Origin of the sequence: Nocardia sp. NBC_01009 (assembly GCF_045208035.1) — a bacterium.
Classification (GTDB): Bacteria; Actinomycetota; Actinomycetes; order Mycobacteriales; family Mycobacteriaceae; genus Nocardia.
The window spans coordinates 7,025,893-7,050,934 of the sequence record NZ_CP108695.1; the positions used below are offsets into that span (position 1 = coordinate 7,025,893).

Annotated in this window: 21 protein-coding genes; 9 read left to right on the forward strand and 12 right to left on the reverse strand. The window is 66.0% G+C overall.

Annotation, left to right across the window (positions count from 1 at the left end):
* Nucleotides 1–2 precede the first annotated feature (2 nt).
* Nucleotides 3–1,031 carry a transcription termination factor NusA gene (gene nusA / locus OHA42_RS31675; RefSeq protein WP_406231387.1) on the reverse strand — a complete coding sequence of 343 codons (1,029 nt, stop codon included), beginning with the start codon at nt 1,029–1,031 and terminating at the stop codon, nt 3–5.
* A complete protein-coding gene (gene rimP / locus OHA42_RS31680; RefSeq protein ID WP_406231388.1) occupies nt 1,028–1,678 on the reverse strand; it encodes a ribosome maturation factor RimP in 651 nt (216 codons plus the stop codon). Before rimP ends, nusA begins: the two co-directional genes overlap by 4 nt.
* A gap of 297 nt (nt 1,679–1,975) precedes the next feature.
* On the opposite strand from rimP, the gene OHA42_RS31685 reads away from it, so the two are divergent.
* Nucleotides 1,976–2,497, forward strand: a complete 522-nt coding sequence (locus OHA42_RS31685) for a hypothetical protein (protein ID WP_406239728.1) — start codon at nt 1,976–1,978, stop codon at nt 2,495–2,497.
* Nucleotides 2,494–2,928, forward strand: coding sequence for a ferritin-like domain-containing protein (locus OHA42_RS31690; protein WP_406231389.1), 435 nt, complete (start codon nt 2,494–2,496; stop codon nt 2,926–2,928). Before OHA42_RS31685 ends, OHA42_RS31690 begins: the two co-directional genes overlap by 4 nt.
* Nucleotides 2,929–3,159: 231 nt before the next feature.
* On the opposite strand, the gene OHA42_RS31695 is transcribed toward OHA42_RS31690, so the two are convergent.
* Both OHA42_RS31695 and OHA42_RS31700 read right to left on the reverse strand, forming a co-directional pair.
* Entirely contained in the window at nt 3,160–4,911 is a 1,752-nt protein-coding gene (locus OHA42_RS31695) for an acyl-CoA dehydrogenase family protein (protein WP_406231390.1), read from the reverse strand.
* 426 nt (nt 4,912–5,337) lie between these two features.
* Nucleotides 5,338–7,095 (reverse strand): proline--tRNA ligase, encoded by a 1,758-nt coding sequence (locus OHA42_RS31700; RefSeq protein ID WP_406231391.1) that lies wholly within the window; start codon nt 7,093–7,095, stop codon nt 5,338–5,340.
* A gap of 135 nt (nt 7,096–7,230) precedes the next feature.
* Between OHA42_RS31700 and yaaA the strand changes: the two genes are divergently transcribed.
* Both yaaA and OHA42_RS31710 read left to right on the forward strand, forming a co-directional pair.
* The gene (yaaA, locus tag OHA42_RS31705; protein ID WP_406231392.1) at nt 7,231–7,974 is read left to right on the forward strand and encodes a peroxide stress protein YaaA; all 744 of its coding nucleotides are present in this window, start codon (nt 7,231–7,233) and stop codon (nt 7,972–7,974) included.
* 106 nt (nt 7,975–8,080) lie between these two features.
* The gene (locus OHA42_RS31710; RefSeq protein ID WP_406231393.1) at nt 8,081–8,812 is read left to right on the forward strand and encodes a hypothetical protein; all 732 of its coding nucleotides are present in this window, start codon (nt 8,081–8,083) and stop codon (nt 8,810–8,812) included.
* A 210-nt stretch (nt 8,813–9,022) separates the two neighbouring features.
* Here OHA42_RS31710 and OHA42_RS31715 read toward each other — a convergent pair whose 3' ends face one another.
* Both OHA42_RS31715 and OHA42_RS31720 read right to left on the reverse strand, forming a co-directional pair.
* A complete protein-coding gene (locus OHA42_RS31715) occupies nt 9,023–9,202 on the reverse strand; it encodes a hypothetical protein (protein ID WP_328403828.1) in 180 nt (59 codons plus the stop codon).
* Nucleotides 9,203–9,487: 285 nt separating this feature from the next.
* Complete coding sequence (locus OHA42_RS31720; protein ID WP_406231394.1) at nt 9,488–11,089, reverse strand: PucR family transcriptional regulator; 1,602 nt, start codon at nt 11,087–11,089, stop codon at nt 9,488–9,490.
* A gap of 260 nt (nt 11,090–11,349) precedes the next feature.
* On the opposite strand from OHA42_RS31720, the gene OHA42_RS31725 reads away from it, so the two are divergent.
* Genes OHA42_RS31725 through OHA42_RS31735 form a run of 3 tightly spaced genes read left to right on the forward strand, consistent with a single transcriptional unit; the run spans nt 11,350 to nt 14,762 of the window.
* A complete protein-coding gene (locus tag OHA42_RS31725) occupies nt 11,350–12,840 on the forward strand; it encodes a CoA-acylating methylmalonate-semialdehyde dehydrogenase (protein WP_406231395.1) in 1,491 nt (496 codons plus the stop codon).
* Nucleotides 12,841–12,890: 50 nt separating this feature from the next.
* The gene (locus OHA42_RS31730) at nt 12,891–14,258 is read left to right on the forward strand and encodes an aspartate aminotransferase family protein (RefSeq protein ID WP_406231396.1); all 1,368 of its coding nucleotides are present in this window, start codon (nt 12,891–12,893) and stop codon (nt 14,256–14,258) included.
* A 36-nt stretch (nt 14,259–14,294) separates the two neighbouring features.
* The gene (locus OHA42_RS31735; RefSeq protein ID WP_406231397.1) at nt 14,295–14,762 is read left to right on the forward strand and encodes a PPOX class F420-dependent oxidoreductase; all 468 of its coding nucleotides are present in this window, start codon (nt 14,295–14,297) and stop codon (nt 14,760–14,762) included.
* A 21-nt stretch (nt 14,763–14,783) separates the two neighbouring features.
* Here the strand turns inward: OHA42_RS31735 and OHA42_RS31740 are convergent, their stop codons facing one another.
* From OHA42_RS31740 to OHA42_RS31755, 4 genes are all read right to left on the reverse strand, one after another.
* The gene (locus OHA42_RS31740; protein WP_406231398.1) at nt 14,784–16,244 is read right to left on the reverse strand and encodes an MFS transporter; all 1,461 of its coding nucleotides are present in this window, start codon (nt 16,242–16,244) and stop codon (nt 14,784–14,786) included.
* Between the two features lie 28 nt (nt 16,245–16,272).
* On the reverse strand, nt 16,273–17,799 hold the full coding sequence (locus tag OHA42_RS31745; protein WP_406239730.1) for an MFS transporter: 1,527 nt from the start codon (nt 17,797–17,799) through the stop codon (nt 16,273–16,275).
* Between the two features lie 161 nt (nt 17,800–17,960).
* Nucleotides 17,961–19,181, reverse strand: coding sequence for a uroporphyrinogen-III C-methyltransferase (gene cobA, locus OHA42_RS31750; protein ID WP_406239732.1), 1,221 nt, complete (start codon nt 19,179–19,181; stop codon nt 17,961–17,963).
* A gap of 185 nt (nt 19,182–19,366) precedes the next feature.
* Nucleotides 19,367–20,083: a carbonic anhydrase gene (locus OHA42_RS31755; RefSeq protein ID WP_406231399.1), complete on the reverse strand. Its 717-nt coding sequence runs from the start codon at nt 20,081–20,083 to the stop codon at nt 19,367–19,369.
* A 257-nt stretch (nt 20,084–20,340) separates the two neighbouring features.
* Between OHA42_RS31755 and OHA42_RS31760 the strand changes: the two genes are divergently transcribed.
* Nucleotides 20,341–21,324, forward strand: a complete 984-nt coding sequence (locus tag OHA42_RS31760) for a hypothetical protein (protein ID WP_406231400.1) — start codon at nt 20,341–20,343, stop codon at nt 21,322–21,324.
* Between the two features lie 262 nt (nt 21,325–21,586).
* Nucleotides 21,587–22,033 carry a nucleoside deaminase gene (locus OHA42_RS31765; RefSeq protein ID WP_406239734.1) on the forward strand — a complete coding sequence of 149 codons (447 nt, stop codon included), beginning with the start codon at nt 21,587–21,589 and terminating at the stop codon, nt 22,031–22,033.
* 123 nt (nt 22,034–22,156) lie between these two features.
* On the opposite strand, the gene OHA42_RS31770 is transcribed toward OHA42_RS31765, so the two are convergent.
* Nucleotides 22,157–23,524: a DoxX family protein gene (locus tag OHA42_RS31770; RefSeq protein WP_406231401.1), complete on the reverse strand. Its 1,368-nt coding sequence runs from the start codon at nt 23,522–23,524 to the stop codon at nt 22,157–22,159.
* Nucleotides 23,525–23,655: 131 nt separating this feature from the next.
* Nucleotides 23,656–25,020, reverse strand: coding sequence for a DoxX family protein (locus tag OHA42_RS31775; RefSeq protein WP_406231402.1), 1,365 nt, complete (start codon nt 25,018–25,020; stop codon nt 23,656–23,658).
* Nucleotides 25,021–25,042 lie beyond the last annotated feature (22 nt).

Below are 25,042 nucleotides of genomic sequence, written 5' to 3' on the forward strand. Positions count from 1 at the left end.
GGTCAACTTCGATGCGCTTCCGTTCGCACACTGCCGCCCATGTCAGGGGCCGCGTCGCTGCGGATATCGATGCGCCAGCCGGTCAAGCGGGCCGCCAGGCGGGCATTCTGCCCCTCCTTGCCGATCGCCAGCGAGAGCTGGAAGTCCGGCACCACGACCCGCGCAGCGCGCGCCTCCGCATCGACGATGGTGACCGATACCACTTTGGACGGCGAGAGCGCATTGCCGACGAAAGTCGCCGGGTCCTCCGCGAAATCGATGATGTCGATCTTCTCGCCTGCCAGCTCGCTCATCACATTGCGCACCCGCTGCCCCATCGGGCCGATACAGGCACCCTTGGCGTTGACTCCCGGCACGGTGGTGCGCACCGCGATCTTGGAGCGGTGCCCGGCTTCACGAGCGACCGCGACGATCTCCACCGAGCCGTCGGCGATCTCGGGAACCTCGAGCGCGAACAGCCGGCGCACCAGATTCGGGTGCGTCCGCGACAGCGTGATCTGCGGGCCGCGCGGGCCGCGCGAGACGCCGACGACGTAGCACTTGATCCGGTCGCCGTGCTCGTAGGTTTCGCCGGGCACCTGCTCGGCGGGCGGGATCAAGCCCTCGGTCCCGTGCATCTCGCTACCGATGCGCACCACGATGGTGCCGCGGGCGTTGGCGCGCGCGTCGCGCTGCACGACGCCGCCGACGATGTCGCCCTCATGGGTGGCGAACTCGCCGAAGGACTTCTCGTTCTCCGCATCGCGCAGTCGCTGCAACACCACCTGGCGTGCGGTGGTCGCGGCGATCCGGCCGAATCCCTCTGGGGTGTCGTCCCATTCGGAAATCATGTTGCCGTCGGCGTCGACCTCCATGGCCATCACCCGCACGACGCCGGTCTTCTGGTTGATGTCGATGCGCGCGTTGGGCTGGTGGCCCTCGGTGTGCCGGTAGGCGGTGAGCAATGCCGACTCGATCGCGGAGATCACGGTCTCGATCGAGATCCCCTTGTCGGCGACAATCGCGCGCAGGGCTTCGATTTCGATGTTCATTCCACGATCCCTTCGGTCGGCGAATCGGACGCTGTTATTGATTCGGACAATGCATCGGTCGTTCCTAGAACTTCTTCTTCCTGTCCCGGCCGCGGACGGCCGGGCACAACTCCACCCGCAAGCTCGAGCTCACCCGCACCGGGCGGCGAAAACTCGACCTGGACGACGGCTTCGGCGATGTCGGCGAGCGCGACGCTGACCCGATGCGGGTTGCGTTTGCCGCCGAGCACCAGCGCCACCGTGCCGCCGGTGAGCGCACCGACCCTGGCTTCGAACTTGTCCGATCCACCCGAATCAGGGGCGGGCACCCCGGGTCGTAGCGAGATCCGCACTTTACGCCCACGGGCGCGACGCCAGTGCCGCTCGACGGTGAGCGGGCGATCGATGCCGGGTGTAGTGACTTCCAGCAGATACTCCGTCTCGCCGAAATCGCCTGCCTCGTCGAGATGCTCGGAGAGCTCCCTGCTGAGTTCCGCGATGGTGTCCAGATCCGCAGCGTCGTCGCTGTCCACGATCACCTTCACCCGAGCCTGCGCTTCCGCGTGCTTGCCGGCCGTCGAAATCTCGACGCCCTCGAGGTCGAATCCTCGGCGTTCGACGAGTCCAGCAACCAGCTGGCTCAGCCTTTCCTCGGTCGGCATCGGCATATGGGGCGACTCCTGGTTCAGTTGTGACGTGGCGGGAAAATTCTCTACCGAAGGTCTAGCGTAACGCGCCACGAGAGTGTAAAGGACCAGCGGCCTGAGGCAAGTTTCCTGTGTATGCGGCGGCCGGTCTCCGGCGAACAGGCCGGTCGACGGATGGTCGGGGACACCGCGCGAATCTGGCACGATGGTGCCGTGCCCATCCGCCATCATGCCCCGCCGCGCGCCGGGTGTACCTCCGGCATCGCCATCGACCGGCATGGTTGCGCGGACCGCTTATCGGTCGGTCACCGCGTGACGGTGGACCGGCGCACCGCATTGCGCATCGCCGGTGGCGGCACGGTCGGCGCGCTGACGCTCGGCGCGGCAGTCGGTTGCGCCGACGACACGATCTACGAGCCGGATCCGCTTGCCGCACAAGAGGTTCTGGCCCGCGCCGACGCCGTAGCAGCGACCGCGGCGATCGCGCTGACGCCGCAGCGGCACGCCGCGCTGACCACGATCGCGAGCGAACGCACCGCGCACGCCGATGCCTTGCGGGCCGAGATCAACCGGGTGATCGGGGTCTTCGGCGATGGCACCACCCCGACGCATCGCACCCGTTCGATGGACACCCCGGCCGACACGGGATCGGCACCGACGGCGGCGGGTGCGGCCGTACCACCCCTCACACCTCCGACGATCGATCAGTTACGTGATCGTCTCGCCACGTCCCAACAGTCCGCCGGCGATCTCGCGCGCACCCTATCGGGCTACCGGGCAGGGCTGTTGGCCTCCATCAGCGCGGCCTGCGCAACCGAGGCGGGAGTGCTGCTGGCATGACCGACGCCGAGCGCCTTGCCCTGATCGACGCGTTGAACGCCGAATACGCGGCGGTATACGCCTACGGCGTGATCGACGCTTACGCCTCCACCGAACGCGACCGGCTCGTCACCCAATACACCGCCGCGCACCGAGCCCGCCGCGACAGCACCGTCGAGGCCCTGACCGCGGCGGGCACCACCGCACCACCACCGGATGCCGCCTACACGGCCCCGTTCCCGATCGACGACCCGATCCCAGCGGCCAACCTCGCGGTCACCGTGGAAACCGACTGCGCGGTCGCCTGGCGCTCCGTGGTCGAACGCGCCGACACCGAACTCGTCCGCTGGATGGGCATCGAAGCGCTCACCGAATCGGCTCTGCGCCAAGCCACTTGGCAGGCGATCCTCGGCGCCGCCCCCCCGACGGTCGCCTTTCCGGGCATGGCTTGACGTCCGTCGGTCGGTCCTGCCCACAGCGCACTCCGACGCGTGCGACCGGCGCCGACCGCTGACGCACGGTGGCAGAACAGACAGCCGTGCTTTTGGGATCCGACTTGTTTGCGGGTACCCGCAAGTGGTCAGTGTCCCGATAGCGACCGCGGCCACGGTACGCCCGCTCAGGGGTAAAACGGGATCGGCCGACCCCCTCCGAGGTCGGCCGATCCCGTCGAGTTGCGGTGACTACGGGCGCATCGTGTACGCGCCGTCGTAGGAGGCGACCTGGTTCCAGACGCGGTCGAAACGCTCGCGGTCCGCGAGCGGGGTGCGCAGCGCGCCGACGGCCCACGCCTGCTGTGCGGCAGTCGCGGTGGGCTTGCCGTAGAGGGTGGTGGCGTAGGTGTTGAAGTCGCGGATCTGGAAGTCGAAGATCAGGTCGAGCACGTCGCGGTCGAGGCCGGTGATCGCGGCCTGCTCCAGGATCAGCTGGCCGTAGACCACCAGGGAGAACAGATGGCCGATGGTCAGCATGAAGTCCAGGTCCTTCTGCTGGTCGGCGTCGGGGGCGGCCGTGGTCAGCAGGGTGCGCAGGGCCTGGGCCTGCTCGTAGAAGCGGGCCACGTTCGCGACATCGGTGTGCTTGTCGTAGACGGGGGTCCAGTCGGCGAACTGCACCTTGCCCGCACCGCGCGCCGGGCCCTGCCGGAAGAAGAACTCGTCGTCGGCCGCGTCGAGGCGGGTGCCGACCTCCGGGTACTCCTTCGGGTTGAACAGGTAGTTCGGCATGAACTTCAGGATCTGGCCGACATTGACGTGCACGGTACCTTCGAGCCGGGGCAGGGTGCCGATGTAGCGGGCGACCTGGGCGAAGTAGGTGTTCTTCTCGAAACCCTTGGCGGCGAGCACATCCAGCAGCAACGTCATGACGGTCTCGCCCTCGGAGGTCACCTTGGACTTCGTCATCGGGTTGAACAGCAGGTAGCGGCGGTCTTCGAGGCTGGCCGTGCGGAAGTAGTCGACGGCCCGGTCGCTGAACAGCTTCATCGCGGTGATGCGGGCGTAGGCATCGACGAAGTTCGTCCGAACATGCGGGAAGTCGGTGACCGGGTTGCCGTAGAGGATGCGGTTGTTCGAGTGGGTGATCGCCTCGTAGAACGAATGCTCGACCATGCCGATGCTGCCGTGGCAGAGGTTGAACTTGCCGACGTTGACGGTGTTCAGCGCGGCGGAGAAGGCTTCGGGACCGGTGGAGAGGATGTCCTCGGCGGTCACCGGGTAGTTGTGCAGCGCGAAGGTGCTGACGTAGAGCTGGCCGTGGATGACGTTGTCGATCAGCTCGTAGTCGTCGTGGCGGCTGTCGGCGGCGAACCACACGTAGCCCTCGGCGCCCTCGATGTCGGAGCGGCGTGAGAACACCGATACCATGCTGGCGACGTTGCCGTTGCCGATGTAGTACTTGGTGCCGTTGGCGCGGAACAGGATTCCCGCTTCGGCGTCGGCGCTGCCGGGTTCGGTCGGCGTCAGCACCAGGTCGGTGTTGTAGATGTCGGCGCCGTGGTCACGCTCGGACAGACCGAACGCCATCACCTGGCCGTCGGCGAGGTCGGCGGCGGCCCGCTTCTTGGCGGCCTCGTTGTCGCTCTGCCAGATCGGGCCGAGGCCGAGGATGGTGACCTGCTCGGCGTACCAGTACGCGAGACCGTAGAACCCGAAGATCTCTGAGAGCGCCGCATTGCGGGCCGCGTCCCAGCGCCGGTTCGCGTCGCCGTCGGCATAGGCGGCGGGCGTCAGGAAGGTCGCGAACAGCTTTTCCTTCTTGGCGAACTCGAGAAACTCCGACACCCACACCGCGTCCGCGTCATCGGTGAGCAGCTGTCGCTTGCCCCGCGATTCGAACCACTCGATGGTGGCCTTCAACAGTCGCCGCGTCTCGGCGTCGAACTGCTGTGGGTCGTAGGTGGCGGGGTTGAACAACAACGCGTCGGTGCTCGTCATGTCGGTTAACTTACCAGCGAGTAACAGCAGCCCGGAGGGGGTCCACCATAGTCGGCCCGGCGAATCTTCCCTACGGAACCGTAGGTCGGACGCGCTTTCCGCACTAGGTCCGATACATCCGGCCCGTCGCGACACAGGAAGACACCTCGATGGTCGATGGCGGCTCGGCAAGATCCGCGACACCTCCGTTCGAGGGCCGCGGCTTTGTTCCGACGCCGCGCCCAGAAAAGAGGTGTGAGCCTTATCCGCAAGCACCAGGAAGCCCCGGTCGACTGGGCCGCTTTGCATCAGCGTTTGCCGCAGCCGCCGGGGCTTTCTATTTCCTGGTCCGGTTGTCGAGGGCTAGGTAAAACCCGCCGAATGGAGCGTCGTTCGCAGCGGCGCTCCCTCAGCAACCGCCACTCGAGGTGACGGACTGAGCCACCGTCAGCCGCGGACCTGCGCGAGCACCGAATCCACCACCGATTCCGCTGGTACCTCGATGGATTCGCCGGTGAACCGGTCGCGGATCTCGACCTTGCCCTCGGCCCAGCCGCGGCCGACCACCACGATCAGCGGCACACCGATCAGCTCGGAATCCTTGAATTTCACACCGGGCGAGGCCTTGCGATCGTCGAGGACGACCTCGAGGCCCGCCGCATCCAGTTGTGCGGCAACCTGTTCGCCGCCGTCGCGAGCGGACTCGTCCTTGTTCGCGATCACCACGTGCACATCGAACGGAGCGACCTCGCGCGGCCAGCGCAGACCCTTGTCGTCGTGCTGCTGCTCCGCGATGACAGCCACCATCCTGGACACCCCGACACCGTAAGAGCCCATGGTGAGCCGGACCGGCTTGCCGTTCTCGCCGAGCACATCGACGTCGAACGCGTCGGTGTACTTGGTGCCGAGCTGGAAGATGTGTCCGATCTCGATGCCGCGCGCCGAAACCAGCGGGCCCGCGCCGTCGGGTGAGGGGTCGCCGTCGCGCACCTCGGCGGCCTCGATGGTGCCGTCCGGGGTGAAGTCGCGGCCGGCGACCAAGCCGACCACATGCTTGCCAGGCGCGTCGGCGCCGGTGATCCACGCGGTGCCGGTCACCACTCGCGGGTCGACCAGGTAGCGAACACCGTTGTCCAGCAACGCCTTCGGCCCGATGTACCCCTTGACCAGGAAATCATTGGCGGCGAAATCGGCCTCGGTGAGCAATTCCACCTCGGCGGGTTCGACCGACACGCCGAGGCGCTTGTCGTCCACCTCCCGGTCACCGGGGATGCCGATGCCGACGATTTCGGTCTTGCCGTCCGGATGGCGCAGCTTCACCATGATGTTCTTCAGGGTGTCGGCCGCGGTGACCGGACGACCGTAGCTCTCCGCGATGCCTGCGCCATTGGCCCAATCGACCAGCGTCGCAATGGTCGGGGTGTCGGGGGTGTCGTGCACAACAGCCGCGCGCAGCCCTTCCAGCGGGATCGCCGCGGGCGCGGGCGTGACCACGGCCTCCACGTTGGCCGCGTACCCGGACTCGACGCAGCGCACATAGGTGTCCTCACCGACCGGGCTCTCGGCCAAGAACTCCTCCGACGCGCTGCCGCCCATCGCACCCGAGGTCGCGGCCACGATTACATAGTCGACGCGGAGCCGCTCGAAGATACGGCGATAGGCATCGCGGTGGGCCTGGTAGCTGCGCTTCAGTCCGTCCTCGTCCAGATCGAAGGAGTAGGAGTCCTTCATGACGAACTCGCGCCCACGCAGGATGCCCGCGCGGGGACGTTCCTCGTCACGGTACTTGGTCTGGATCTGATACAACGTGACCGGAAGATCCTTGTACGAGTTGTATTCGCCCTTCACAGTGAGCGCGAACAGCTCCTCGTGGGTGGGGCCGAGCAGATAGTCGGCGCCCTTACGGTCCTGCAGCCGGAACAGGCCGGGACCATATTCGGTCCACCGGTTGGTGGTCTCGTACGGCTCGCGCGGCAGCAGTGCGGGCAGCGAGATCTCCTGGGCGCCGATGGCGTCCATCTCTTCCCGGACGACGTTCTCGACCCGGCGCAGCACCCGCAGGCCCAGCGGCAGCCACGAGTACACACCCGGGGCGACCCGGCGCACGTATCCGGCGCGGACGAGGAGTTTGTGGCTGGGCACCTCGGCGTCGGCGGGATCGTCGCGCAGGGTACGCAGGAACAGGCGGGAGAGGCGGGTGATCACGGAACGACAGGGTAGTCGCTGGCCGGGCGATGTCTGCAAGGCATTGGTCTAATTCGGCCTGATCGGGGGCTCTGCGTAGTTACCCCGGCTACCGCCTCCGAGCCCCGACCGAGCACGCCGGTACCGTATCCGCTCGTGCTGGTGCTGCTGCCTCCTTCCGAAACCAAGTCCGACGGTGGTTGTGACGCGCCCCTCGACCTGACGTCGTTGGCGATGCCGCAGCTCACCCCGGTACGCGACCGCCTGATCAACGAGGTGGTCAAGTTGGCGGCCGACCCCGACGACGCCCGCATTGTCCTCAGTCTCGGCAAGGGAGCCGACGTCGAGATCGCCCGCAATGCGAGCCTGCGCACCTCCCCGACCCGGCCTGCGCTGGAGCGCTACACCGGCGTCCTCTACGACGCTCTCGACGCCCGCGCCTTCACCAAGACGCAGCGGGCCAAGGCCGACGCCAGGCTCGCCATCGGCTCCGCATTGTTCGGCGCCATCCGCGCCACCGACGCGATCCCCGCCTACCGCCTTTCCGGTGGTTCCAAACTCCCCGGCCTGCCCACCCTTTCGGCGATATGGCGCGACGCGCTTCCCGAGGCGCTGCACGCCGAAGCCGCAGGTGAGCTGGTCATCGATCTCCGCTCGGGCAGCTACCAGCAGTTGGGGCGGGTCCCCGGCGCGATCACCGCCAACGTCCTGACCGAACACCCCGACGGCACCCGGACCGTGGTGAGCCATTTCAACAAGCACCACAAGGGTCTGCTCGCCAGGGCTCTGGTCCTCACCCGTGCCGACCCCACCGACATCCGCGCAGTCGCCCGCATCGCGACCAAGTCGGGCCTGAAGACCGAAATCGCCTCCCCTGCAGAGCTTTTGATCATCACCTGAGGCGGGCCACGCGGACTCGCCGACACGATGGCAGTGTTGTGCAGGCTTCTATCCCCTGGGCATTCCTCCGGATCCACTCGCCGTGCGCTGAACATAGGCTGCCGCGATGGGTTTCTACGACTGCCGGTGCATGGTCACCGGTATCGGCCTGGACGGCATCGGTGCGACGGCGGTGTTGATCCGCCGCAATGGCGATGTGTACCAACCGATTTCACTGGGGATTGCAGGCAACTACGACCGGTCGGGAGCGGTCGACGGAGTTATCGAAGACCTCGGCACCGACGTGCTGCTGCGGTACTTCCTGGACCGCCTGAACGACGGCAGGCTCGTCCTCGACGCCGACGCGACCGAATTCGAGCGCGAATCTCCGCCTACCGAAATCGACGAACTGCTCTGGTGCTTCGAACGCAACTGCCTCGACATCAATGACGAACCGGCCGCAGCCGCGATCTTCGACGGGTCGCCGATCCTGCTGGCACTGGTCGCCCAGCCGATCTGGGATGCCGTGACCGCCGCAGCAACTGCCGACCGACTCGAGAACGCATTCCCGGATTCGCCCACCGCGTTGGAGATCTATCGGGACCATTCGTCGGAATTATCCGTGCGGGCCGGGAAGCTGCGCGCCATCAACGATCTCCTTGCCGCCCGCGGCCTGGTCTGGGCCTCGCCCGCACACACCGCACAGCGGTACCCGACGGACTACGGTTGCCAGCACGACAGCGAGGACCTGCGCAGATTCCTCGATGAGGCCAGATGCGACTACCACGACCTACCGATCGTGTTGTCGGCGATCGACTTCTACGAGAAGAAGATCCGCGACCTGCTGATCGACGACTGACTGCTAAGAGCCCGACCTTGCCCTCCGGGCTCTCCCGCGCGCCGGCGACCGCTGTGCGACCGCCGGCACGAGTAGTTCGCGCCCTACCTCGGTCTGCACATGGACCCGGTGTTGCGAACCGCACCGATGCCGACAATGAACGTGAGCCTGTGTCCGCGAGCGAAGTAGCAACCCGCTCGACCAATCGCGACTCGGTCTGCTCGGCAGGCGTCAGATACAGATGCTGAAACTGAAGACGCCCAGCGGGATGTTGAAGCAGAAGGCCACCGAACCCAGCGCAGGAGTCGGTGCCGGCGTTACCGGTTCGGCAGAGGCAGCGGGAGCTGCAGCTGTGCCGACAAGCAAGGTGATGGCAATCGCGGCGAGCGTCGAAGCAATCTTCGTGGTCATTTCAACGTTTCCTTAGCTAGGTGACGATGATGAGACTCCCGACCCGGTGATGGCTACTTCTACGATGGTCCGCCGATGCCAGGACTTCCACAAGCCCGCTCCTGCGAGGGCAGCACTCTTCCACGCCCCACGGCATAGCGATACCACATGGGTCAGAAGGGCCCGTTGACCCACAGAACGCGCGGTGGGATCGAAGAAGATGTCCCGCGGCTCACGAAACCGTCAGCCGAATCATGTGACTTTCATCACAATTCTTGCGATGTGGGCGGCAACAGCGGCGTCGGCTTACAGTTTGTCGGCGTTCGCGGTCAGATCTCGAATGAGCAGAGCGGTGTGCAGCGAGGTGCGGGACTCACCGTCCTCGAGATCGACGTCGAGAATGCGCTCGATGCGCGCCAGCCGGTCGTAGAGCGTCGGCCTGCTGATGTTGAGTCTGCGTGCGAGTTCGGTTTTGTTGCCCGCCACATCGAGGAATTGCCGCAACGTGCGGGTCAGGTCGGCCGCATGCCGAATGTCGTAGCGCAGCAGCGCACTCAGCTCGGTTTCGGCGAAGCTCTGCACGCCGGGCTCGTTGCGGATGAGGGAGAGCAGGCCGCGCAACCGAACGTCCCCGCCGCGATAGAAGGGCCGCGGCGCGGACGTTTCCAGCGATAGCGCAACCTCGGCGACATGCATGGCGTGGGCCAGTTCGCGCGCGGTGTCCAGCAGCGATTCCGATTCCGCGCCAACGCCGACGACCACGCGCTGCACACCGTCGACACGGCGCACTTCGGCCGTGATCGCCAGGCAGATCCCGTGCAGCACCTCGTCGAGGTCGGCGGTACGCGGGACCGCGAGGATCATGCTGACGCGATCGCCGTGATCCGCCGCGGTCAGCGCGGCGGCTTTCGTCAACCCGAGGCCGTGCGTCACCGCGTCGAGCACGCCCACGCTGCGGCGCTGCCTGGCGACCTGATCGGTTTCGTCCAGCGCGGCAACATCCATCGCGAGTGGCACGTAATTCGCCCGGCGCGCAAGCAGACCCAGCGCCGCGGCCCTGGCCTGCGCGTCACGCTCGTCGAGCACTCTGCCGTTGACCAGGTCGTCGATGAGGCCGGTCTGCGCCTGCCGGTGCAGTCCGAAGCGATCCTTGTCGATCATCCGATGCAGGGTCAGGGTTTGGGCGGCGCGCTCGAGCACCATGCGCGCCCGTGGGGTCGGCACCCAGCTGGAGCGCAGGATCAGCCTGCCCCACCGCTGAGTGTGCGGACCGACCGCCACCACATCCCAGCCTTCGGGCAGCATGCGCGAGGTGGTCTCCCAGTTCTCCAGAATCGCCGAGGTGGTGGTGTGCCGCGCGGTCAGTGCGAGCACCCGATGGGAAAGGTCTTCGAGCACCACCGAGCAGTCGAGCATGCCCGCGGCGGTCTTGACGATCTCCGCCAGCGAGGCGCGCCGGACGCTGAGTTCGGTGAAGGTCTCGTGCACCGTCCTCGCGAACTCCAGCTCGGCGTATTGATCGGCCACGATCACCCGGTGCACCGCCTCGGTGATCTCGACGAACCTCGTAATCCGGTGCAGTGCGATCACCGGCAGTCCGAGCGCGTCGGCGGTGGTCGCGACCACCGGAGCCAAGGCAGGCACGGCGTCGCCGAGCTCGACGACCAGACCGGACACGCCCGCTCCCGCCAACGCCGACAGATAGTCGACCGTAGCCGTGTCACTGCCACTCAAGGCTGGTCCGGTGGTCAGAATCAGTTCGCCGCCGACCAGCAGCTCGGCGACCTCCGGCAGATCGCTGACATGGACCCACCGCACCGGACGATCCAGCGATCCCCCACCGACGACCTGCGGATCCCCCGCACGCACCACCGGCATGGCCAAGACATCCGCAACAGACAGCAACACCGACGAATCGTAATACGAAAACGCAAATCGCGTACAGATTGTCGGCTCACGGATGCCGATTCATGCGGCAGAGTGAGACTCGACAACTTCGATCCGGCGCACGCCGGGATCCAGCAAAGCACCAGTAGGAACGACAACCCGCGCGCATTCTGGATCCCGGCGCACGCTGGGAATACAGCCGAATCCACGCCGATGACGCCGAGGGCACCGACGCCCGGAGGCAGCTACACACCGACGCTCACGGATCGAATCGAGGAGATATGCAGACAATCGCGCATTGGGTCGACGGCAAGGGCTTCGCAGGAACGAGTGCCGCGACCGCGCCGGTGACCAATCCTGCGACCGGTGTGGTGACCGGGCAGGTAGCGCTGGCGAGCGTCGAGGACGTGCAGGCGGCGATCGATTCCGCGACCGCGGCGTTCCCCGCGTGGCGCGACGCCTCGCTGACCCGCCGGACCCAGGTGCTGTTCCGGTTCCGTGAGCTGCTCAACGAACGCAAAGAGGAACTGGCCAAGCTGATCACCGCCGAGCACGGCAAGGTGCTCTCCGATGCGCTCGGCGAGGTGGCCCGCGGTCTGGAGATCGTCGAATTCGCCTGTGGCATCCCGCATCTGATCAAGGGCGGATACACCGAGAACGCTTCGACGAAGGTGGACATCTTCTCGATCCGCCAGCCGTTGGGTCCGGTGGCCGTTATTTCGCCGTTCAATTTCCCGGCGATGGTGCCGATGTGGTTCTTCCCGGTCGCGATCGCCGCGGGCAACACCGTAGTGCTCAAGCCGAGCGAGAAGGATCCGTCCGCGTCGCTGTGGATGGCCGAGCTGTGGCACGAAGCGGGCCTGCCCGCAGGCGTTTTCAATGTGGTGCAGGGCGACAAGGTCGCCGTCGACGAGCTGCTCGACAACCCGGGCATCAAGGCCGTCTCGTTCGTCGGCTCGACCCCGATCGCGAAATACGTCTACCATCGCGGCACCGCGAACGGCAAGCGGGTGCAAGCCCTCGGCGGCGCGAAGAACCACATGCTCGTGCTGCCGGACGCGGATCTGGACCTGGCCGCCGACGCCGCGGTCAACGCCGGTTTCGGCTCCGCGGGCGAGCGCTGCATGGCGATCAGCGTGGTGCTCGCGGTCGGCTCCGTCGGCGACGAGCTGGTCGCCAAGATCGCCGAACGGGCCGGGACGATCAAGACCGGCGACGGCACCCGCGATACCGACATGGGTCCTCTGGTGACCCGGGAGCACCGCGACCGCGTCGCCGCGTACATTGATGCGGGCGAATCCGCCGGAGCCACCGTAGTTCTCGACGGCCGCGGCATCGAAGCCGACGGCGCGGCAAACGGGTTCTGGCTCGGGCCGACGATTCTCGATCACGTCGGCACCGATATGAGCGTCTACACCGACGAGATCTTCGGTCCCGTCCTGTCGGTGGTCCGGGTCGACACCTACGACGACGCGCTGGCGCTGATCAACGCGAACCCCTACGGCAACGGCACTGCGATCTTCACCAACGACGGCGGCGCGGCCCGGCGCTTCCACAACGAGGTCGAAGTCGGCATGGTCGGCATCAACGTGCCGATCCCGGTTCCCATGGCGTACTACAGCTTCGGCGGTTGGAAGAATTCGCTGTTCGGCGATTCGCATGCACACGGCACCGATGGCGTCCACTTCTTCACCCGAGGCAAGGCCGTCACCAGCCGCTGGCTCGATCCGAGCCACGGCGGGCTCGAATTGGGCTTCCCCCAGAACAAGTAACGCCCGCGAAAGCACCGCCCACAGACCAAGTGACGCAGGAGAACTCGCCGATGACGCTGCCCAACGGATTGACGCCCGACCAGGCGCGGCAGGCCGCTGCCCGCGCCTATGAACTCGACCGCCGCCACGTTTTCCATTCGTGGTCCGCGCAGGCGCAGATCAACCCGATGACCATCACCGCCTCGCAGGGCTGCCACGTCTGGGATGGCGAGGGCAACAGGCTGCTCGATTTCTCCTCTCAGCTCGTCAACACCAATATCGGGCATCAACATCCGAAAGTCGTTGCCGCGGTGCAGGAGCAGGCGGCCAAGCTCTGCACCGTGGCACCGCAGCACGTGAACGAGGCACGCTCGGAGGCCGCGCGGTTGATCGCCGAACGCACGCCGGGCGCGTTGAACAAGATCTTCTTCACCAACGGCGGCGCCGACGCCGTCGAGCATGCGGTGCGGATGGCGCGGCTGCACACCGGCCGCTACAAGGTGCTGGCGCGCTACCGTTCGTATCACGGCGGCACCGAGACCGCGATCAACCTCACCGGCGATCCGCGACGCTGGCCCAACGACCACGGCAATAGCGGCGTCGTGCACTTCTTCGGACCCTTTCGCTATCGCTCGCAGTTCCATTCGAGCGACGACACCGAGGAAACCGAGCGCGCGCTGGCGCATCTCGAGCAGACCATCGTCTTCGAGGGGCCGAGCACTATTGCCGCGATCATCCTAGAATCCGTCCCCGGCACAGCGGGAATCATGGTCCCGCCGCCCGGATACCTGGCCGGGGTGCGGGCGTTGTGCGACAAGTACGGCATCATCTTCATCGCTGATGAGGTGATGTCGGGGTTCGGCCGCACCGGAAAGTGGTTCGCGATAGAGCATTTCGAGGGTGTCGTACCGGATCTACTCACCTTCGCCAAGGGCGTGAACTCCGGATATGTGCCGCTCGGTGGCGTCGCGATCAGCCCGGCCATTGCAGCGACGTTCGATGATCGACCGTATCCAGGCGGGCTGACCTACTCCGGTCACCCCTTGGCGACGGCCGCGGCGGTGGCGACCATCAACGCGATGACCGACGAACGCATCGTCGAGAATGCCGCCGACATCGGTGCGCGCGTGCTCGGCCCCGGCCTCCGGGATCTTGCCGAGCGCCACCCCAGCATCGGCGAGGTCCGCGGGATCGGCGTCTTCTGGGCCCTGGAACTCGTCCGCGACCGAGCGACCCGCGAACCACTCGCCCCCTACGGCGGTAGCAGTCCGGCGATGACCGAGATCGTCGCGGCCTGCCGCGCGGCGGGGCTGCTGGTATTCGTCAACTTCAACCGGTTGCACGTCGTGCCACCCTGCATCGTCAGCGAAGGCGAGGCAAAGGAAGGTCTGACCATCCTCGACGACGCCCTGCTGAGGGCCGACCAACACGTCGACTGAGATAACACGGGCGCCGTTTTGCCATCTCGTCGATCGATGATGGAGTTGGGAGACGGAATTCCAACCACCTGTGGGCTGTTCCAGTTGTACGTGACCCCTACCACCGTGCTTTCCGATGACCTGAAGAAGTACCTGGACGAGTCGAAGGTGTTCGCGACCGCGGCGACCATCGGACCCAACGGACAACCGCACCTGACCGTCGTCTGGGTGAAGCGTGAAGGCGAAGACCTGCTGTTCTCCACCACCGTGGACCGCCAGCAGGGCAAGAACCTCGCCCGCGATCCGCGCATCACCGTGATGATCAATCCGCCGGAGAATCCGTACGTATACGCAGAGATTCGTGGCACGGCGACCATGACGCCCGATCCCGACAAGACACTGCCGAATGAGCTGTCGCACAAGTACAGCGGGCTGCCCTATCTGGAATTCAATCCGGCGTCGGTCAACGACGGACCCCGCGTCATCGTGCGCGTCACTCCACGCAAGGTCGCAGGCCGCATGTAATCCGCTCGGGGCCAGGCAGTTTCAGCTCTGCTGGGCCTCTTCCTGTGTGTGCTGCGCCTGCGCGATCTCGGCGGCGGTGTACCGCAACGTCATTGCGACGAGCCCGACCAGCAGCGCGCCGACCGCGGCGACGAACAGCACCAGGGTGTATCCGCTGCCCAACGCATCGAGTTCGGCGACCGTCATGCCCGTGGGACTGCCGGTTCGACCGCCGAGTGCCAGTGTTCGCGAGGCGGCCACCGGGGCGAGCAGGCCGATCGCGATGGGTGTGCCGAGGTTCAGGAACATCTGGCCGACCGCCGAGAGCGGGCCGATATCCGCGGGCGCAACGCCGACGAGTACGCACAGCGGGATCAGCACGATCGCCATACCGATGCCGAGACCGATCACGACGAACAGGCCCAGCAGCGTCGGCACATACTGCACGTCGCGATCGAGGGTCGAGCCGAACAGCAATCCGCAGACCAGAATCCCCGCCCCCGCGCTCAGCAGCCAACGTGGTGCGATCCCCATCGCCAGTCTCGACGACAGCGCGGTCCCGAGACCGGCGCCGATGGTGAACGGTATGAAGGCGATTCCGGCGACCAGCGGGCTGTAACCGACCACATTCTGAATGAACAGGCCCGCGAAATAGGTTGTCGCACCGAGCACACCACTTGCCAGCAGGATCGCGAGGAAGGTGGCGACCCGATCGCGGTGATCGAACAGCGACCACGGCAGCAGGGGATTGTCCACTCGGCGTTCGGCGAAAACGAAGACGAAGAGCAATACCGCGCCGCCGACCAGTGCACCGACGATGACCGGGCTGCTCCAGCCGAATTCTGGTCCCTCCGTAGCCCCGAACACCAGGGCGGCACAGGCCAGTGTGCCGAGCACCGCGCCGCGCACATCCAAGGTCAGCCGCTGATGGGTGGTGTCACGTAGCCGATACACCGCGCCGAGGATGATCAATGCGCCGATCGGCACATTGATCAGAAAGATCCACCGCCAACTCACCTCGGTCAGCGCACCGCCGATCACCAACCCGCCGACCGAGCCGACGGCCATCATCGAACCGAAGATCGCGAAGGCTTGATTGCGCACGGTTCCCGGCGCGAATGTGCTTGCTACCAAGGCGAATGCAGTGGGGGCCGCGAGCGCGGCTCCGGTGCCCTGGATGGCGCGGGCGGCGATGATCATTGCCTCGTTCTGGGCGAGCCCGCACAGCAGCGAGGCCAGCGTGAACAGCGCGACACCGACGATGAACATGCGTTTGCGGCCGAAGGAGTCACCGATCCGGCCGCCGAGCAGCATCAAGCCGGCCAGCGGGAGCCCGTAGGCGGTGACCATCCAGGCGCTGCCGGAACTGGTCAGCCCGAGCTCGTCCTGTAGTCGTGGCAACGCGAGGATCACCACGGTTCCATCGAGCACCACCATCAGCTGCAACCCACTCAGCACGAGGATGGCGAGCCCGAATGCCCGCTGCGTCACGGGATACTGCACCGATGCAGCGGAGTCACCCGGCACCCGGTCAGCCCCGGTAGTCGGACCGGCGAACGACCGGTATCGGACCGGTCTGGCGAACGACCGGCATCGGACCGGTCTGCTGCGCTTCCTCTTGCGCGTGCTGTGCCTGAGCCAGTTGCTCGGGCGTGAAGCGCAGCACCAGCGCGATGAAGCCGGCCACCACCGCGACGAGCGAGCAGACCGCGAGCACCAGCGTGTACCCGCTGCCCAGCGCGAAGATCTCGGCCTCGTTCATATCCGCCGCCTTACCGGTGCGGCCGCCCATCGACAGTGTGCGCGATGCCGCGATGGGGGTGAGCAGACCGATGAACACCGGCGTCGCCAGGTTCATGAACATCTGCCCCACGGCGGAAAGCGGGCCGATATCCGACAGCGGCACACCGACGAGCACGCACAGCGGCGCGAGCACCATCGCCACGCCGACACCGAAGCCGATCACGATCAACAACGGCAGCAAGGTGGTCAGGTAGTTCACCCCGCCATCGAGCTGCGAACCGAACAGCAATCCGGCAGAAAGGACGAAGGCCGCACCACACAGCAACCAGCGTGGTGCGATCAGCAACGCTGCCTTGGAGGCCAGCGCGCCACCGATGCCGATGCCGATGGTGAACGGAATCGACGCCACGCCCGCGACCAGCGGACCGTAGCCGAGCACGTTCTGCAGGAATTGCGCGACGAAGAAGGTCATCGCACCGAGCACGCCACCGGCGAGGAAGATCAAGAGGAAGGTCGCGACGCGATCGCGACTGTCGAACAGCGACCACGGCAGCAGCGGATCCTCGATCTGCCGTTCCATCACCACGAAGATGATCAGCAGCACGACACCGCCGATCAGGGAGCCGATGATGGCCGGGCTGGTCCAGCCCATTTCCGGTCCTTCGGTCGCACCGAACACGATGGCGGCGCAGGCCAGCGTGCCGAGCACCGCGCCGCGCACATCCAGCGAGGAACGGTGGTGTTCGGTGTCCGCGAGCTGGTACATCGCACCCAGGATGATCAGCGCACCGATCGGCACATTGATCAGGAAGATCCAGCGCCAGCTCATCTCGGTCAGCGCACCACCGACCACCAGACCACCTACCGAGCCGATGCCGACCATGGAGCCGACGATCGCGATTGCCTGATTGCGCACCTTTCCTGGTGCGAAAGTGGTTGCCACCAGGGCGAAGGATGTCGGCGCCGCGATCGAGGCACCGGCGCCCTGCACCGCGCGCGCCGCGATCAGCATGGCCTCGCCCTGCGCGAGCCCGCACAGCAGCGAGGCGAAGGTGAACAGTCCGACACCGAGTATCAGCATGCGTTTGCGACCGAAGGCGTCACCGAGCCTGCCACCGAGCAACATCAGGCCCGCGAAGGTGAGACCGTACGAGGTCACTGTCCACGCGCCGCCCGCGCTGGACATTCCCATTTCCTGTTGCAGCCGTGGCAGGGCGAAGATCACCACGGTACCGTCGAGCACAACCATCAGCTGCAGCCCGCTCAGCACTAGGATCGCGAGCCCGAAGGCCCGCTGCGTCACGGGATACTGCATCGTCGCAGGGGGATTCTCGAGCACGGTGAGCCACTGTAGTTGACTCGGCGGTATCGATTCGGGCCGACATGAGTCCGCGCGGGCGAGTCACAACGGATCAGGCGAGGACTTGTGACACTCGACCGAGTCGCCACCACCGGCGCGGGTCAGCGAAAAATGCCCTATCCGCCCGTGGATTCCGCAAGCGGGTGCACGGAATCGGTGGAGAACCCGGCCGTCGGGCCGATCACCACGATGGCCGGCGGGCGGATGCCTTCGTCGCGCACCCGGGCGGCGACGGTGCCGAGGTCCGCGCGCAGCACGCGCTGGGTGCGCAGGGTGCCCTCCTGGATCACGGTCGCCGGCGTGTCGGCGGACCGCCCGCCATCGATGAGCACGGTCGCGAATTGTTCGATCCGCTCGACAGCCATCATCAGCACGAGGGTGCCGCGCAACTTGGCCAGTGCCGACCAGTCGACGAGTGAATCCGGGTGGTCCGGTGCGACGTGCCCGCTCACCACCACGAATTCATGGGTGACACCACGGTGGGTCACCGGGATGCCCGCGGCCCCCGGGACGGAGATGGGGCTGGTGATGCCGGGCACCACGGTGACCGGGATCCCGGCCGCAACGCACGCTTCCACTTCCTCGTAGCCGCGACCGAACACATACGGGTCACCGCCCTTGAGCCGCACCACGAATTTGCCCGACTTGGCGCCCTCGACCAGCGCCGTATTGATCGCCTCCTGCGCCATCGCGCGGCCGTACGGGATCTTCGCCGCGTCGATCACCTCGACATCCGGTCCGAGTTCGGCGAGCAGTTCCGGCGGCGCCAGCCGATCGGCAACCACCAGGTTTGCTCTGGCCAGCAGCCTGCGGCCACGCACGGTGATCAGATCCGGATCGCCTGGTCCGCCACCGACCAGCGCGACGCCCGGGGTGACCGGTGTCGAATCATCGGTCACCACACCGGATTGCAGCGCCTCGAGCAGCGCGGTGCGCACGGCGGCCGAGCGGCGATGCTGACCGCCCGCCAGCACGCCGAGGGTGAGTCCGTCGTAGCGGGCCGTTGCGGGAGTGACGGCGGTGCCGAGCCGCGCGACATCGGCGCGCACACAGAAGATGCGGCGGCGAGTGGCCTCGTCGACCACGGCGGCATTGGTCTCGGGTTCGTCGGTGCAGGCGATCGCGTACCAGGCGCCATCGAGATCGCCGTCCGCGTACGCGCGCAGGGTCACGGTGAGCTGCCCCGAGGTGGCCATACCTTCTACTGCCGGAGTGACTTCACGGCTGATCACGTGGACAGCCGCACCGGAGGCGATCAACAGTCCGAGCCTGCGCTGCGCCACCGTCCCGCCACCGATTACGACGACACGCCGCCCCTCGAGATCGAGCCCGACCAGGTAGTTCGGGTCGCCCTCGTGGCGGGTGACGGGATCGAACTCCGTCTGGTCATCGGTGGGTGTTGGCGTATTCGGCACAGTATTCGAGCCTACGTCCTGAATATTCGGGCTTTGTGTCAGACCCTGCACCGCAAGCCGCGGGCGGTGGGGAACTCTCCATCACCTGCGGCATGCGGCCGTCGATATCAGGCCGGAGCTCCGTCGAGCACTTCGACCTGCCCGGTGTCGAGCGAGTAGTAGGCGCCGACAACCGAAAGGGCGTTGGTATCAACCAGGGGTGCGAGGTCGTCGTTGCGCCGTAGCTCTCCGGCGGTCAACTCGACCTGGATGCGGGTCATCGTCTCGACCGGGTCTGCGCCCGGCGAATCCATGCGCTCGTATGCCGGGCGCAGCGCCTCCACGATCGCCTGCAGATTGCCCGGCAGTGGCGGGCCTTCGCGCAGCGCTTTATAGGCGGCGGCCACCGCACCGCAGCGCTGGTGCCCGAGGACAACGATCAACGGGGTGCGGCCGGTCATCGGGCCGTATTCAACGGAACCGGTCACGACGGGGCCCACTGCGAGTCCACCGGTTCGCATGACGAATAGATCGCCGAGCCCGGTGTCGAACAGCAGCTCCGGCGGGACCCGCGAATCGATGCACGACAGTATGACGCCGTAGGGCTGCTGATTCTGGGCGAGTAACCGACGACGATCCGGATCTCGGTCCGGGTGGTTCAGGTTGCCCTCGACCCACCGCCGGTTGCCCGCCATCAGGCGATCGAAGGCAGCCTTCGCAGTCTGCGGAGCGGTCGGCGTCGTATCGGTGTGCTCGGATGGTTCATCGCGACTACATCCCGCTACCAGGGCGGTTGTCGCTGTCAGAGCACCTGCTAGAACAGTTCGACGATCGAGCACACTCATGTCGTCACCTCCGCAGTTGATGGATCTCCATCGGTTACGAAACGGCGAAACCAAGCGCTGACTGTGCCGCTCAGTATGCCGGATATACCTTCGGAACACGGCATATGCCAGACGAGCTCGTCCCGGCTGCACACTGCGGAGCTCGCGATCCGACTGTCCGACACTGGCCCACTAATGCCGAAACGGTCTCCGCAGCCGACCGATTTGCCTGCGCCGCCAACCGAGTACGACACGACGTCGTTCCTATACTCGAGCTCGTGACTCAGTGGGCGCGAGCGATGTGTGCGGTGGCGGTAGCGGCGACGCTGACCGGGGTCGGTACGACAGTGGGTGTCGCACAGGCAGATTCGCAGCCCTACCTACCGGCTCCCGGCATCGAGTCGAAGTACTTCCAGCAGGGCCCGTGGGCGGTGACCGAAGAAATCGGGTTCGGATGCTGCGATTCCACCGGGGCGAAATATGACGTCTGGCACCCGACCGACCTCGGCGCGGGCAGCGCAAAGCACCCGATTGTGGTGTGGGGCGACGGAACCAAGGCCGTACCGAGCCAGTACGCCTATCTGCTTCGGCACCTGGCATCGTGGGGTTTCGTGGTGATCGGCACCGAGAACCAGCAGACCGGCTCCGGCAGTGACATTCTCGGCTCGCTGTCGTATCTGAAGGGGCTCGCCGCCGATCCGGCGAGCATGTTCTTCGGAAAGCTCGACACAGCGGCGGCCGGCGCGATGGGCCATTCGCAAGGCGCCAGCGGCGTGCTCAACGCGATGGTGGCGTCGGAAGGCGCAATCAAGACTGCGGTGCCGATCGAAATACCGGCGCAGCTGTGGTGCTCTTCGGGGACTACGTGCGCCGACAGTCGCAAGCTCACCTCGGGTTCGGTGTTCTTCGTCAACGGCTCGGCCGACCGGTTCATCTCCCCTTCGACGCAGGCGCTGCCATGGCAGGCGGTCGGTTTGCAGTCGAATCAGGCGTACTACGAGGCGACCGCAACGAGCGTGCCGAAGGTATGGGCGACGCTCAACGGCCCCGATCACAATGATGTGCAAGGCCGACCGGACTGCGCACAGGCGTCGACTCCGTGCACCAGCGGCGTCTACGGCTATCTGGGATATCCGACGGCATGGATGATGGCGCAACTGCGCGACGACGCCGAGGCGCGCGACGCATTCCGCACCGGCACCGGCGAATTCCTCGCTCCCGCACCGAATTGGCGCAATCAGTCGAGCACTGTCAGCCGCTGATCCGCGTCGATGTGTGGTCAGCTCGGCGTCGGCATTGCGCTGCCGGAGCGTTGGCAGGGTTGATTCGGCGGGTTGGTCTGCGGCCGAGCGGAGAGGTCGAGAGAGGCGGTCGGTAACTCGATGACCGACGGTCGGGTAAGCCGGCGGCCGGCGCACTAGGTCGTTGTCATCCACAACCACGAACGGCACGGACAATCTGCATGTTGCGACACGGCCCGGTTGCTTGCAGTGTGGAGCCATGACACGGGTACCGACAGAACAGTTGCTCGAGGTGGCCTACAACGAGGCGCTACGCGGCCGGTCCGAGGGCGGTATTCCGATCGGCGCGGCCTTGTTCGCCGCGGACGGCACACTGCTGGGCCGCGGCCACAACCGCAGAGTGCAATCCGGCGATCCCAGCCTCCACGCCGAAATCGATGCGTTCCGCGCGGCGGGCCGCCGCCGCGACTACAGCTCGACGATCATGGTGACCACGCTGTCGCCGTGTTGGTACTGCAGCGGGCTGGTGCGCCAGTTCGGCATCGGCGCGGTGATCGTCGGGGAAGCGCAGACCTTCAGCGGCGGCCACGACTGGCTCGCCGAGCACGGGGTCGACGTCACGGTCCTGGACGACCAGCGCCTCATCGACGTGATGACCACGTTCATCGCCGAACAGCCCGCACTGTGGCACGAGGACATCGGCGTCGCCGATGAGATCGAGGCGCGGTGAGCGCACCGGATCCGCACCGGTGGCCGCTGGGCTCGACCACCGCAGCCGAACCCGACAGGAAGGCCGTGAATTGAACGCGATCGCCTCCGACGGTTGACACCGAGACCTTCCGGTCCGCGAGGGTCACCGGAAGTACGCGTAGTCCTGAACCCAGTGGAATCCGCAGCTACGCAGCGGGAAGCTGTCGAGATCCAGCTCGGTCAAGGACACGGTCACCGGACGGTCGTTCACCTGCCCCCGCAGGACGAGCCGGTCGGGACCCGGCTGTTCGAAGGTGAACGAGGCGAACTGCTTCGGCTGCCGCGAGGGTTCCTGCGCGGGTTCGGAAAGGGCGATCGTCCTCGCCTCCGGATCGACAACGGCCTCGGCGGGCACCCTGCTGCCGTCCATCCGCTGATATGCCGCGCCGCTGGTATCGACAATGAGTCGCTGCCAACGATTTTCGTCGGAAGTCAGTGGTGGCAGTGCAACTCCGTCCACATCGAATTCTGTGACATCCCAGATCCCGTACAGGGCAGGTTTCGTTGCCCCGTCGCCATATTCGCGCCACGCGTCCCAGCCGCTGCGCACACATCCGATCAGCACCCAGATGCCGAGGAAGATCTGTACGACAACGAGGATGCGTTCGGCTCGCAGGGTGCGAAAGAGTCGTGGTTGGGTGGCGGGCTCGGACGGCCGTTCCAGCACAAGGACATTCGCCAGTCTGCGCGCCTGCGGAGCCAGCACCACCAGGCACAGCAGCACCAAATGGAACGAGAGGATCTTGACCGGAACGTCGAAGGTCATGTTCAGCACGAAAACCTGGGCCAGACTGACCAAACTCAGCATCGCACCGAGCGTCGCGGTGCGCGGAACGAACAGCAGTAGCCCGCCGAGGACTTCCGCGCTGCCGAGCAGAATCTCGTACGGATGTGAACTGCCGACCTGCATCCACAGCACCGACATCGGGCTGAACTCGCCGTAGGGCTGGACCAAGGCGGCCAGCGGCGGACTCGTCATCTGTGTCGGAATGACTTTGGCCATCCCGTAGAAGATCATCTGACCGCCGAGGCACAGCCGGATGACGACCACGAACCAGGCAGTGAGCCCGGAGTAGTCGCCGCGGCGTCGGTCGAGTGCGGTCCAGACGGCGGTGATCACGGCGGCGAGCACCAGCAGACAGAAAACCAGCAGCCAGATGATCGCTTGATCACCGCTGCCCGAGTCGTGCAGCACGGCGTCGACGCCGAATACCTGCCTGCCGACCCAGGCGACGATCGGTTCGACAGCGGTCATCTGCCAGAGGATCGCTTCGTCCGGAAGCCATTGCCCGGCAATCCCGGTGAATACGTAGGTGATCTGCGCGAAGACCAGGCAGAAGAGCCCGAAGTAGGCCACGCACATGCGAAAGGCGACTCGTGTGAGCGGGCGCCAGCGCGGGTTGCCGGTTTCGGCGGCCGAATGCTGTTGTGCCCGAACACGAGTCCGCTCCGGACCTACTATCGCACCCACGCGGACTCCCTGTCTGACGACGAAATGGTGACGGCTCGAAACTATCGAGGCCAACCACTCGGTGTCCTCAGAGCGAACCCCCGTCTCCGTCGGGGGGTTAACCGAACCAGGGTCGGGGTGCCTGCACCCGATCAGCGGAAGTAGGGGTAGTCCTGCACCCAGTTGAACCCACGGCTACGCAAAGGGAATTGCTCGAGATCGACCTGTTCGAGCGCGATGGTCACCGGCCGGCCGGCCAACTGCCCCACCAGCTTCAGCCGATCCGGGGACGGCTGATCGAAGGTGAAGGTGGCAATCGGGGCCGACTGCTCGCCCGGCTGCGGCGGCGGATCGGACAGGACGATCGTGTGCGCGGAGGTGTCCACGACGACGGCAGCAGGCACGAGCGTGCCATTCATGCGTTGATAGGTCGCGCCGAGGACATCGAAAACTAGTCGCTGCCAACGGTTCTCGTCCGTAGTCAACGGCGGGAGCGGCTGCCCGTCCTGGGTGAACTCCGAAACCTGCCAGATTCCGTACAACGGCGGCTTCGACGCACCCCCGCCATCTTCTTCCCAGAACTTCATCCCGACCTGGACCGCACCGGACAACGCCCATACCCCGAGCGCAAGTTGCACCGTGACCGCGATGATTTTCGTCCGACGACGAGTAAACGGCTCCGGCTGGGTAGCCGGCTCAGCAGGGCGCGCCAACAAGAGCATGTCGGCGAGCCGCCGAGCCTGCGGCGCGAGCAGCACCACGCTCAGCAACAACAGGTGCAGCGCCAGAATCTTGACCGGAACGTCGAAGGTCATGTTCAGTACGAATACCTGCGCCAAACTCACCAGGCTGAGCATTGCGCCGAGGGTTGCTGTCCGCGGCAGGAACAGCAGCAGGCCACCGAACACTTCGGCGCAGCCGAGCAGGATTTCGTACACCGGCGACGATCCGACCTGATTCCAGAGCACCGACGCCGGGCTGAACTCGCCGTAGGGCTGGAGCAATGCCGCGAGGGAAGGCTCCGGCATCTGGGTCGGGATCATCTTGGCCACCCCATACCAGAGCAGCTGCCCGCCCAAGCACAGTCTGACCGCGAGCAGGAACCATGCATTCAGGATCCGATAATTCGGTCGATGCCGATCCAGCACGGTCCAGATCGCCGTCGCCACGACCGCCACAGCCAGCAGGCTGAACACGAACGCCCAGACGAACCGCTGATCGCCGCTGCCCGAATATTTGTGCAGCACAACGTCGGTACCGAAGATCAGCCGTCCGGTCCACTCGAAGATCGGACCGAGCGGAACCCACAACCCCATCGCCGTGTCCTCGGCGAGATCCTTGGCGAAGAGGCCGGTGAAAACGAACGGGATCTGTGGGAACAGAGCACAGAACAAGCCGAAGTAGACGAAGCTGAAACGGAATGCGATCCGCGTCGCCGCGGTCCAGCGGGGCCTGTCTTCGACGTTCGGCGTGCCGCCGTCCGCTCGCTCCAGAACGTCCACACCGCTCGCGCTCACACCGAACCCCTCTGCCTGTCGA